At 59.3% G+C, this 12,363-nt stretch carries 10 protein-coding genes; 1 reads left to right on the top strand and 9 read right to left on the bottom strand.

All coding sequences use genetic code 11. The features are described from left to right. Positions 1-127: 127 nt before the first annotated feature. The 5 genes from maiA to G3N58_RS21185 form a co-directional block, all read right to left on the bottom strand. Positions 128-769: a maleylacetoacetate isomerase gene (maiA, locus tag G3N58_RS21205; RefSeq protein WP_206000123.1), complete on the bottom strand. Its 642-nt coding sequence runs from the start codon at positions 767-769 to the stop codon at positions 128-130. 33 nt (positions 770-802) lie between these two features. After that, complete coding sequence (locus G3N58_RS21200; RefSeq protein WP_206000122.1) at positions 803-1,501, bottom strand: fumarylacetoacetate hydrolase family protein; 699 nt, start codon at positions 1,499-1,501, stop codon at positions 803-805. Between the two features lie 73 nt (positions 1,502-1,574). After that, complete coding sequence (gtdA, locus tag G3N58_RS21195; protein ID WP_206000121.1) at positions 1,575-2,621, bottom strand: gentisate 1,2-dioxygenase; 1,047 nt, start codon at positions 2,619-2,621, stop codon at positions 1,575-1,577. A gap of 88 nt (positions 2,622-2,709) precedes the next feature. Beyond that, positions 2,710-4,068: an MFS transporter gene (locus G3N58_RS21190; protein ID WP_206000120.1), complete on the bottom strand. Its 1,359-nt coding sequence runs from the start codon at positions 4,066-4,068 to the stop codon at positions 2,710-2,712. Positions 4,069-4,408: 340 nt separating this feature from the next. Next, positions 4,409-4,912 carry a MarR family transcriptional regulator gene (locus G3N58_RS21185; RefSeq protein WP_206000119.1) on the bottom strand — a complete coding sequence of 168 codons (504 nt, stop codon included), beginning with the start codon at positions 4,910-4,912 and terminating at the stop codon, positions 4,409-4,411. A 182-nt stretch (positions 4,913-5,094) separates the two neighbouring features. Between G3N58_RS21185 and G3N58_RS21180 the strand changes: the two genes are divergently transcribed. After that, complete coding sequence (locus tag G3N58_RS21180; protein ID WP_206000118.1) at positions 5,095-6,357, top strand: flavin-dependent oxidoreductase; 1,263 nt, start codon at positions 5,095-5,097, stop codon at positions 6,355-6,357. Positions 6,358-8,123: 1,766 nt separating this feature from the next. Here G3N58_RS21180 and G3N58_RS21175 read toward each other — a convergent pair. The 4 genes from G3N58_RS21175 to G3N58_RS21160 all read right to left on the bottom strand — a co-directional run bounded on the left by G3N58_RS21175 (position 8,124) and on the right by G3N58_RS21160 (position 12,357). After that, a complete protein-coding gene (locus G3N58_RS21175; protein WP_206000117.1) occupies positions 8,124-9,191 on the bottom strand; it encodes a porin in 1,068 nt (355 codons plus the stop codon). 224 nt (positions 9,192-9,415) lie between these two features. Further along, entirely contained in the window at positions 9,416-9,733 is a 318-nt protein-coding gene (locus tag G3N58_RS21170; protein WP_206000116.1) for a hypothetical protein, read from the bottom strand. 22 nt (positions 9,734-9,755) lie between these two features. Continuing rightward, positions 9,756-10,643 (bottom strand): hypothetical protein, encoded by an 888-nt coding sequence (locus tag G3N58_RS21165; protein WP_206000115.1) that lies wholly within the window; start codon positions 10,641-10,643, stop codon positions 9,756-9,758. Further along, positions 10,633-12,357, bottom strand: coding sequence for a hypothetical protein (locus G3N58_RS21160; protein WP_206000114.1), 1,725 nt, complete (start codon positions 12,355-12,357; stop codon positions 10,633-10,635). Before G3N58_RS21160 ends, G3N58_RS21165 begins: the two co-directional genes overlap by 11 nt. Positions 12,358-12,363 lie beyond the last annotated feature (6 nt).

Here is a 12,363-nt window from a genome sequence, read left to right as displayed (position 1 = left end):
GACGGACAACTCCATCCTGCTGGCACGCAGGTCATTCATCTAGCTCGTCGACTCGTACAGTGCGTATCTGCTGTGCCTGATGACGCCCACGGGATCGTCTTTCAGTCCGACGACTTTCTACCTGGCCCTACTCGACATAGTCAGGCTGCTTGGCGGGCGAAGCTTGCAAAAATGCGGGATGCTCCGCGGCAAGAGAATAGATTGCGAGGCTTCGCGGAAACGCGCTGAGATCGCAATCCATGCGCAGCGCGTTAGCAACCTGCGGCACCAGGCACGCATCGGCCAATGTCGGCTGCTCACCGAAGCACCAAGGTCCGGAGTTGCTGCGGTCAAGGAGTCTCTCGACGCCTGCCATTCCTTCCGCAATCCAGTGTTGATACCATGTGCGCTTTTGCTGCGGTGTGACATTCAACTCTGCATCTAGATAGCGCAACACGCGCACGTTATTGACCGGATGCATGTCGCAAGCAACCAACATCGCGAGCTCAAGCACACGAGCACGCATGTGCGCTTCGAGTGGGATCAAGCGTGGCTCGGGATGTGTCTGGTCCAGATAGTCGATGATCGCAATGGACTGACCGAGTCTGAAATCGTTATCAACGAGAGCAGGCACCGATGCGGATGGATTCGTGTTAGCGACATAGTCCGCTGCTCGATGCTCGCCGACACGGATGTTGATGGGCAGCGTCTCGTGTGCAAGCCCTTTGAGAGCAAGAGCTATGCGGACGCGATACGAGGTCGAACTGTTGAAGAAGCTGTAAAGTTGCACGATGCGATGTCCTTTCTGTACAAGCGCGTGCCGTCATACGACGCGCACTGTGAGCTCACCGAGCCGGTCGACGCCGACCTTTATAGTGTCCCCCGTCTTCACCGGGCCCACTCCTTCAGGTGTTCCAGTGAAAATCACGTCGCCTGGCTCAAGACGGAAGAATTTCGAAAGATAAGCCACTGTCTCGGCAACCGACCAGATAAGGTGCGAAACGTCGCTCGTCTGCTTGGTCTCGCCATTGACCGTTAGCCACAACGCAGCCGTTTCGAAATGACCTACCACGCTCGCTGGATGGATCGGTCCCATTGGGGCGGAGCGGTCGAAGGCCTTACCGATCTCCCACGGACGCCCCATCTCGCGCATCTTCATCTGCAAATCGCGGCGCGTCATGTCGAGCCCGACGGCGTACCCCCATACGTAGTCGTTCGCCTGCTCAATAGAGATATCCGAGCCGCTCTTGCCGATCACCGCGACGAGCTCTGCTTCGTAGTGGTAGTTCTGCGTTTGCGACGGATACGCGAGATTGAGAGTTTCGTCATACGCAACGGGCACAACAGCGTCGGTGGGCTTGCAGAAGAAAAACGGCGGCTCGCGATCAGGATCAAAGCCCATTTCGCGTGCGTGCGCTGCGTAATTTCGGCCCACGCAATACACTCGGCGCACAGCTATTTGAGCGTCGCTCCCAGCAACACGTACAGCGACAGGCAATTCGGGTGGAAAAACAAATGACATGATGAATTCGCGTCCATTGATGGAAAAATCGAACGCGCCGTCGCTGCGACGCGATGTAACGAAATCTGGAATCCTAGCTTCGATCTTCGCGCAGCAGATTCAGCGCGTCGAGAACCGGGCGATCCGAGTAACTGAAAAGCACGCTTTCCGTCGATGCCGATAATTGCACCGGTACCCACGAGGGTACGACGAAGACATCGTGCGGTGCGAAGGTAAATTCATCTTTGTCGATTTTCACGCACCCCGTCCCTTCGACGACGCAATAGACCGTTGCATCTGTGCTGCGGTAGGTCCGCCCCTCGAAGCCGCGAGGCAAGTACTGCATGAACGTCGCGATAGTTGGCATGGGCCAGCTCCCCGTCGTGGGGTTAACATAGCGTAGTTTCACCCCGTCCCATTCGTCCAGTTCGCCCCCGCGACGCAGGGTCTCGAGCGCCTCGCGGGTACGCTCATAGGGATAGCTGAAAATTGGCGAAGTGGAATCTGAGGCGCAATACCGTACGGGTGCCATGTTGTGCCCGAAGCGAGCGAAGCTGTGGCCCTCTGGACGCGCGACCGGCTGCGTGGCCTCCGGATAGTTTTCTGCAAAGCTAGCATCCATCTGCGCGACAAGCGGAATATCAAGACCATCGAGCCACACGACCGGCTCACCACCGTCTTCGATTGACGGATTTCCGTGGTCATGCCACGTCCACGATGGCGTGATGATGAAGTCGCCGGGATGCATCGTCGTACGCTCTCCATTGACGGCTGTCCACGCACCCTTCCCTTCGACGATGAACCGCAGAGCCGATTGGGTATGGCGATGGCTGGGGGCAATCTCGCCGGGCAAAATCAATTGCAGCCCTGCGTACAGATTCGGCGTCATGCTGGACTTCCCGGGAAGACCTGGATTTTCGAGGACAAGCACCCGACGTACTGCTTCTTCGGCGCTGATAACAGCACCCGCCTGCATCACGAGATCACGCACCTGCGAGTATCTCCAAATTGCCGGAAGCGCTTTCGGCTGTGGCGTCTTCGGCACGAGGGTGTGCAGCGACTCCCAAAGCGGAGCCATACCACTGCGCGCGATCTTCTCGTAGTAGGTCGCGCGCGATGCGACGGGATGATTGACGGTCATGTACATCTCCTTTTTTGTACCTCGTGGTCCACGCGCACTATCCGTCATATGAGGCGGATCTGGTGCGCCCGCTGGAGCCGAGGTCAATTCAGATATTTCGCGACTGCAATGTTTCTTGCCTAGGCGTCGAGTCATGTATCGCCCCGCGCGAATGCAGCACCATAGACGCAATGCTGGCGACGAGAGCGGGAATACATCCGAGAGTGAACAACTGCGCAGGATCCCATTTGAGCGCAAGCAGCGCGCCACCAAGGAGCGGCCCCACAATGGAACCCAGTCGTCCGACGCCAAACGCCCAACCGACGCCGGTAGCCCGAATCGAGGTGGGGTAGGTACGAGCCGCGAGCGCGTTAGCAGCAATCTGACCACCAACGATGCAGAATCCCGCAGCGAGGATCGCGAGCGCCAATGCTAGGTATCCGCCACGCACGCTCAAACCAAGTAGCACTACCGAAGCCGCTGCGCCCAGATACACAACCGACAACATGACAAAGGGGCGGAGCCGATCGATGAAGCGCCCGAGCAGCAAGGTTCCCAATGCACCGCCGATCTGGAAGAAACTGCTAGTCGTAGCCGCCGCACTGACCGTCAGACCACTCTCGTGGAGCAGAATCGGCAGCCAACTCGAGAACAAGTAAAGCTGCAGGAGGCTCATGAAAAAAATGAGCCAGAACATCAAAGTGGTTGCTGCACGCCCGTATGAAAAAAGCTGGGCTACAGACGACACAGGCAGATCCGTCGCCTGACGAGTAAAGTTCGTGTCCGGTGTGAACGCGGTCTCCGGAGCGATTCGTGCGATTGCCGCTTCAATGCGCACACGTGGGACGCATTTCGCCACCATGAAATCAAGTGACTCTGGCAGATAGATCAACAGCAGCGGGACGAGAGCAAGCGGAGTGAGGCCTCCGACAATCAGTACACTGCGCCAACCCAATTCGTTAATCAGTGCACCAGCCGCGATTCCGCCCAACGCGGCCCCTAGTGAGAAGCCACAGAACATGCACATCACGACCGTGCTGCGGATGCGCGCAGGAGCGTACTCGGATGTCAGGGCGACGGCGTTCGGCATTACGCCACCCAGCCCCAAACCGGTCAGAAATCGCATGGCAAGAAGTGCGCCGACTGAGTTCACGGTTGCGGTGAGCAACGAGAACATGCCGAATATAGCGACGCTGATGATCAGTGCCATCCTCCGTCCCTTCCGATCGGAAAAGGAACCGAAAATCAGTGAACCGAACATCAGTCCGATCAGGCTCGACGCAAATACGGGAGCCAGCACTGGCTTCGATATGTGCCATTCGTAGACTAGGGCCGGTGCAATGTAACCAATAGCCTGGGTATCGAATCCATCGGTAAAGACCGCGAAACAGCAAAGTAGCGCGACGAGGAAACGTGTCCTTCCGAACGGCCCTTCATCGACAAGGCGCGTGATATCAACGTATTGCATCAGGTCTCCAGTGACGCGCTCAAACGCGTCTTTTCATGCCGCTCAATCTCGATCCGATCATTCGCGTCGGATGGCGTCGTGTTTCAGATGATCTTAAGCAGGCAAAGTCAACGACATTTGACGCTGCCTCACGATCGACGCTCGAATCTTGGCATTTAAGCAGACGTCTGTCAAAGTTTATACGCCAGGGTTTGCCCGAGGAATGACGTAAACAGGTACTAGCTGCTATGGAGTCTGATGTATTGAGTTGAGGCGCTGCGGGAGTGGCAACGGTGCGCCAGCGCCCGCTTCAAAATCGATTGGACCAATGGAAGTACCGACAATCACCAGATCCAGGATGCTATGAATCGATCGACCCGGCGATTGTGACGCGCGTGTTCGCATTGTGATAGCTGACGAACTTGTCCAGCAGCGACAGAAATATACGGCCTTCCTCTCCAGAGAATGGCGCGAGAAGTGACTGCTTTTCGCTTTCAGCCATTGCGGAGGCTTGCCGAAGCACCTTTTTGCCGTCAGTAGTTATTAGAATTTCGACTTTGCGGGCATCGAGCGAACTGGGGGATTTCATCGCGAGGCCGCGCTCAGTGAGCAGTTTGATTACGAGCGCCGTAGTCGAACGGTCGAGGCCAATGAGGCGAGCGACACCGATCTGGCTGATCGGCCCAACTAGATTCAGGATGTACAACACACCGTACTGGCTAGGCGTGAGATCCAGAGGCCCGCATGCCTCGATGAACATGTGCATCGCGATCTGGTGTGCCCTCCGGATCAGAAAGCCAGGACGACGGTATAACTCCTCCAGCAAGAAGTTGGAGGGAGACTGAGGCGCATTTTTTTTTGCCATGACTGACGGAGATTCTGAGAGTTTATCTCGATCAATTTTAGCGTAGCTCGGACGCCTCCTCTCTTTTGGCCGCCTCGACTGTATTCGCTTGCACGATTGACAGCTAGCGTTTTGGTCCATATTATTGATCAGACGTCTGTCAATTATTGTTTTTTGTTTGCACACGAGTGCAGGAGGCTGGGATGTCAAAAGAATGTGAAGTGTTGGTGATCGGTGCCGGCGTCGGCGGACTGACACTGGCGCTTGCGTTGCATGAGGCTGGCATTGCCTGCCGAGTCTATGAATCGGTTCAGGAAATCCGTCCGCTCGGTGTCGGGATCAACGTTTTGCCACACGCGACACGCGTGCTGGGACGCCTTGGATTGAATGATCGTTTAGGCAAACTAGGGGTTGCGACCAAGGAAGCGGCCTTTTTCAACCGACACGGGCAACTCATCTATCGCGAAGCAACCGGAACGGCGGCCGGTTATAGTACGCCGCAGTTTTCGATCCATCGCGGCGATCTCCAGCTCGCTTTGCTCGACGCGGTGCGCGAACGCCTTGGTAATGAAGCCGTCGTGTTTGATCGGCGATGTGTCGGTGCGGCGAGTTCGGATACTGAGGCCTCGGTCCGCTTCGTCGATTCGAATGAGAATGCTTATACGGTGAAAGCCTCGGTCGCAATATCATGCGATGGTCTTCACTCAGCCCTTCGCAAGCAGTTTTACCCGGATGAGGGCATGCCCAGATACTCTGGCGTGAACATGTGGCGTGGCGCGGTTCATTGGGAGCCCTTCCTGAGCGGCGCAACTATGGTACGAGCGGGTGCTCTTGTACCAGGGGTCGGCAAGATGGTCATTTACCCCATCAGGAATGATGCGGATGCCCAAGGTCGTCAACTGGTGAACTGGGTTGCGGAGCTCGATTCTCCTCAACCGGCTCGCCGTGACTGGAATGGTGCGGGACAGCTGGACGATTTTTTTCCGGCATTCAAGGACTGGCACTTCGAATGGCTCGATGTCGCAGCGATGATCGAGGCAACGAGCGGTATATTGCAGTTCCCCATGGTCGATCAGGATCCACTTCCACAGTGGACCTTCGGCCGCCTGACCTTGCTCGGCGATGCCGCGCATCCAATGGTGCCTCGCGGTTCCAACGGCGCCGGTCAGGCAATTGTGGACGCGGATGTGCTGTGCGCATATCTCGTCGAACTTGGTGTTGGACCCGATGCACTTCTCGCATACGACAAGGAGCGAGTCAAGGTGACGGGTGACGTCGTGCTGACCAACCGGAAGGCGCCGCCGGATAAGATTTTGCAGATCGTTCATGAACGGACGAACGGGCAACCGTTCGAGTCACTTTCCGGCATCATTGATGACTTGGAGTTGCAAAGTATCACTGCAAGTTACAAGGAAATCGCAGGTTATACCGTCGAAGAGCTGGGAGATGGGTGGCGCGTGCGATGACATTACCACTCACATGCAGTTCATGGAGGCGCAATTTTTCACGCGAACCTCGCTAAGCGAGCCAGAACCGAGGATGCACGTCGCCTCGTCAGGTCAGTACACGTGTTAGGGGACACACCTTGCGCCACCACTTTGTAACGCGACTTCGCATCTCCTAAAAGCCCAATTTTGCGACAGATCTGAAGACGGCGACGAGGTTCGCAGCCGACTGTTTTCGGATTCCATAATAACTATCTTCTCGTGAAAAACCGGGCGTTTGGGCGTGCAACGGGAGGTGGTTGCTGCGAATGCCGCTCTTGAGGGAACGTTCGGGGAAGGCGCAGGCATTCTCGATTGAACGCGATCTGACGCGACGACGTTGCTGGTAGCAGCTTCCACCCTTGTCTGAGATATGGGTGCCAGCGCGTCCCGCTCCGCCACCGATGAGTGCGGCCTTTCCGCTTGGACTGAGCGGACGTTGCACTGTGGTCGGTGCTCCGCGTTGTGTTCAAGGATTTCATAGGAAACGCCCGACCTCGCGAAAAATCCACTGACTTCAATGATCGAGCAAGCCGTCCTGCCAGGCATATGCGGAGATGGCGACGTTGGCCTTTTAGATAGCGTCTTTTGCATCGGATGCGTACGTAATCCGCACTAGAAATCCCGCCGTGCTCGCCCCCGAGATACGGGGTTTGCCCCCTCCGCCGCGCGCTGGAGTGACACCATTGACCATCCTGCCGCATCGCCATCGCCAGTGATCGGACCCGCAATCGTCGCGACGTTCGTCCCAACTAGCGGACCCCTTCGACCCATACTGATCGATTTAGTCCACAAAGCGCGCTTCGGATATCGTCTGGAAGCGCGATCTGCTGCAGGAATCCTAGACAGAAATGAGTGTTTGCGTAGTGGAGCAATTTTCCCACCACGCGGGAGCTTGGTGATGAAACGCAACCGGTGCTCGGTGGAGCAGATCGTTGCGGCGCTCAAGCAGTGATGGCTGCGCATGCCGGTAGCAGATCTGATCCGGCAACTGGGAATCTCCGAGCAGAGTACTTCCGCTGGATGAAGCTCGGCGCGGGCCCAGACGAACCGGGTCCGCGAACTGAAGGAGCTTCAGGAAGAGAATGCGCGGCTCAAGAAACCGGATGCGTCTCACGTAGTTGAGCTATGCGCTGCCTTTACCGGTAGAGGCCAATTGACCTACGCCACTCACAGCTTTCATGCTATGCCCCCCCGAGCGACCCAGCTGTCCCGAAACGAAGGGTCGAATGGCCGCAATTATGTGGAATTGAATACATTTTTATTGGCCCGTTACTGTCTTTCAAGGAATTTAATCGAACGTCAGGACTTTGCCGCCCGAGAGCGGCCATTCAGGGATTTCGCGTGCTGCGCCTCACAGCATGGGATGCCGGAATCGCAGGTGATGGTGGACGGCTCGCCGTGCGGACATGAAGATTGCAGGGTGCAAGCGACGGCCCTGCGAAACAGTATCGCCCGTGACGGGTATTTGAGGTGGGCGAGTATCACGGCGGAGATCGAGGCTCTGATTGACCTTGTGGAGGCGGCCGGCACGCGCGACGCGCGGTCTTGCAGCGCTCTTCACCTAGCCCGGTCGCTCCTTACCCTTGGGCACCCGATGGACGCGTTGGACCGCGGCCGACGAGCTTCAGCCACAACGGACGATTAAATATTAGAGGCACCTCATTCGAAAACAGACGCCTGACTATCCACAGACTCTCGGTCAGAATTTCAGTGCCCCCTCACCGGCTCGGCGGCACTGGGACTCGTCAGAAACGATGCCGAATGCCAAAATTGATGTTGAACTGCTTGTCGGTGGTCGACGCGGGCAGTTGCCCGATCTGCATGCGTGTCGCTCCGCCGCCCGCCGTTCCATAGATCGCCCACATATAGAGGTCGGTGCTCTTGGATAAGTAATAATCCGCGACGAGATTGTATTGCTGATAATTCGGATGCTGGTCCAACGAGCCGATGTTGCCGTAAATCAGATCCACCGCCGCGCCCAGCCGGATATCCGGTCGCATCCAATAGTCGGCCTGGGCCATATAGATGTTGAACTGCGTGTCCGCGCCATTGACCGACTGCGTCAGGACGGAGTGAGAAACGCCAACGCGTCCGATAAGGTTACCGAACTTGTAGGCGACACCTCCCGCCGCGATATTCAGGTCGCGCGCAGCCTGAAGATAGGGGCCGAAGATCAGTATGTTCGAGGCGCCGGTGCTGTCGAACCACGTTGCGTACGGATTACGCACGGACGTGTAAGCCGCGCCAACCTGCAACGGACCCTCGTTGTAGCCACCGCCTGCGCTCACCACGCTGTTGGTCGAGAATTGCCCGGGAACGCCGCCGAATGAATAGAGCGCGCCGGCCGAAAACCCGTGATACACCGGCGTCGTGTATTTGACGGAATTACTGGTCTGCCAGTCGTTACCCGTATTGTCGATATCGTAGACAGGCGCGGTGCCGCGGCCGTTGGCCATGATGGGCCCGACATAATCGACGACCGTATCGTACTGGCGCCCGAACGTCAGACTGCCGTACGGCGAACCGATTCCGAGATACGACTGGCGCCCGAACTGACGGCCGCCTTGCCCGAGCTTGCCGGTGTTCAGATCGAAGCCGTTCTCAAGGCGGAAAAAGGCCCGGTATCCACCGCCGAGATCCTCGTTACCGGTCAAGCCCCACTGCGAGCCAACCCAGGTACCGCTTCGCATTCGGACCGAGGAGCCGCCGCCCGCATTGTTGATGTAGGCAATCGCCTCGTCGATCTGGCCGAACAACGTCACCGAACTTTGCGCGGACGCGTAACCCGACACAGTCCAAAGTACGAGAAACATCCATTTCTTTTTCACTCTGCCATCCTTATTAATTTATATATGAAACGCCATTTCATCTTCAGTCCATCCAGCTGTCTAGGTGAAAGCCGGATCCCTTTGCGTCTGCCTCCTACTGCAATAGCCACCGTCTTTCCTCGACACCCCGCGCCATGATTCCCCGCCTATAGAATTTGTAGTACTTATCAAATACGCAATGAAACCGCCCTGAAGGCGGTCTTTCCCGGCTACTCCCCATCAGTCGGGCCGCGTTCTCGGCTATCGGGCGACGTAACGAGCACCGCCAATTCCTCGACCTTTGCATAGGGGGCCTCGCCGTCGATCGGCGGCAGCGTATCGCGATACGCCTCCCATGTCGCGCAATCCTGCTCGCTGCGCCATCCCGTGACGGAACTCAGGCAGTCGGGCATGCCGTCGCGCATGCCGACATGGCGAAACATCAGTCCCTGCTGCGAACTCATCCGCCGCGTGACTTCCCCGATCCGTGCGCGTGCCGCTTCATGCAGTCCCGGCAACACATGGTGATGCACGATGACAATCTTCATTCCACTGTCCTTTGTTATGAAATCAACCCGCGCCTTCACGCGAGCGCTCGGAGGTACGAATCAGACTCCGGTCGGCGAAGCGCATCAACTGCTCCCATTCAGCGCGCGGAATCGTCCATCCGTCAGCTCTGACGCGGGCCTTGAGCGCATCGAAGCGGGTCGAATCGATCGTGTACGCGCAGGCGTCGCCGGCAAGAACGGCCAACGGCTGCGGCGGCGAGGCGACGATCACCGCGTCAGCTTCGCCGAGCCATGTAACGTCGGGTTCGTCCGCTAGCAGCACGTCATCGCCTTGCAGCAACGCGCGAAACGTTGCTTGCGATGGCGTGCCGTGTTGCAACGCCGCCAGAAACGAGCGAGCCGCCGCCGGCACCGCGCCAGGCTCGTGCGAAGCCGCATAGCGCCAACCTGTCCCTTCGGCGCTGGCCGCGCTGAATACGGTCGCGTGCAAGACGCCGCCCGCAGTCTCACCCGCGGGCAAACCGGCCACCACGACCCCGGCATAGCCGTGTCGCGCGAGCCAGTACGGAACTGCATGCAGATCGCCGGGATGCGCGACGTTGCGCAGCGCGACCGCGACCCGTCCGCGTTGCGAACTCCACGCACACAGCCAGTCGGCCAGCGCCGCGCCGAAGAACAGCGCGGAGCCGCCCCGCGCGTCGCCCACCGCGCAGTCGTCATACTCGGCGACGATCTCGGGCGCACGCCACATCGCCGCGTCGAAGCTATAGAGTTGACCTGCGAGCGCGCTCAAGCGGCCGCCGCTCGTGAATTCGCCGAATTCGATCGCTTCCGCCGCGCCGCCGCTCGCACCCCAGGGCATCAGCGCAGTGCCGAGCACGCGCGCGGCCAGCCCCGGCACTTCCTTGCCGGACAGGCGAACCGGCGCCGATAACAGTTCATTCTCCAAGAAGCGGTTCCTCCATCGACTCGTAATTGCCCGGCACTTTTGGTAACAGCCCGTCGCCGGCATGGCCCGCGGCGAGTTCGCGCGGCAGGCCCGCGCCCTGGAACAGCGTCGCGCGCAGCCAGGTTCGCGAACGCGGGCGAAACTTCAGCATGCCGTAGGTGGCCAACTGGAAACGCATGATGCGCAGCGGAGAAAAGTCCTGGGCGAGCAGATCAGTACGGGCAATCGCATAGTGCGAATCGGCGAGCGTGCTGGCCCAGCCGACCATGAAGCGCATGTCCGGATGCGCGATCAGAAAGCGGCCGAGCGTCTGCTCCGGCGGCGCGGCGCGCAGCTTCGTCAGCAGTTCTTCCACGCGGCCCATGACGTCGACGGGCAGCGCGTACTGCTCGCCTTCGTCGAGATTGCGGCAGCCACGCCGCGGCTCCATGTTCTCCTCCGACGCGTACCAGAAGAACGGCCGCTCCACCTGCGCGCCAAAGCGGCTGACCCAGGCGAGCTGCGTTTCGATCCGGTCGCGCAGCACGCCGGCCCGCAGCGCCGGATCGAACGGCAATGATTCGTCGGCATGCAGCGCGCCGCCGTCGACATTGCCGCCGTCGTGACATTCGAGCAGCAGCGAATGCAGCAACTCAACGGTCTCGGTGCTGCTGCGGGCCCGCTCGCTGCCAATCAGTTCGACGACCGGATTAGCGGCGGCGCAGCCATCGGGCCGCCATGCGGAGCGGAGCGCGACGAACCGCTCGCGTGCGCGGCGCAATTCGGCATGGAGCACGTCACTCGCCACGAACTCGTCGAGTTCGCCGCTCGGCTCGTGCGCGAAATAGTCGATGGCCCGCGCGATCTGCCGTTCGAACTCGTCGCAACGGGCATCGGCGGCATCGAAAGTTTCGCCGTACATATCGGCGAGAGCCTGTTCGCGCGCGCCGATCCAGCGGTCCAGCAAACGCGGATGCCGGACCACGAACGGCACGAGCCCGATCCCCGATGAGTTGCCCACGCCGACGAAGCGCCGCGACTCGTCGGACAGATCGACCGCATGGGGATTACGCACGCGCGCCAGATGCAGCGCGAGGTCGTAACCGAATTCCCGCCACAGGTACGCGGCCAGCATCTGCGCGTGATACGGCGCCTGCAGCGGATGGCCGATCTCGCGCAGATACGCGTAATCGTGCATGCCGTTGCGGCCATTGCCGCTGAAGCCGGTCGTACGGATCAGATAGCCGACCTGATTCAACTGCCGCGGGTCGGGCTGCCGCCCCGCCGCGAGCGATGCCACCACGTGCTCGAACAGACGCGCACTGCGATTCGCGCGCGACCACGTAATCGTGCCCGGTGCCGCGCGTCCCCATGTCACCTGCTGGATCTGCTCGCGCGACTGCGCGATGTCATCCGCCGGCGGCTCGCCGAGAAACAGCGCTGCCCACGCGTCCCAGCGCGTCGCGATAATGCGGTCCTGCTGCAGATCCTCGGGCAGCGGATCGGAGAACACGACAAAGGTCAGCGTGTGGCCCGCGAGCCGCGCGCGATAGGCAATATGCCCGCGGCCCGCCTCGTCGAGACGCTTGTCGCTGATCTCGCATGAGAAGTCCATGCGGCACACCATGCGCAGAAACGAATGCGCGAAGCTGAACTTGGTGGGCCAGACCGAACCGAGCTGGGTCAGCTCCATCAGTCCGGCGCCGTGCCGCGCGGAAGAAAAGGAACGTGTCATGGCGGC

It is taken from the genome of Paraburkholderia sp. Ac-20342 (genome assembly GCF_017104985.1).
GTDB lineage: Bacteria > Pseudomonadota > Gammaproteobacteria > Burkholderiales > Burkholderiaceae > Paraburkholderia.
This window is presented reverse-complemented; position numbering and strand designations above follow the sequence as displayed.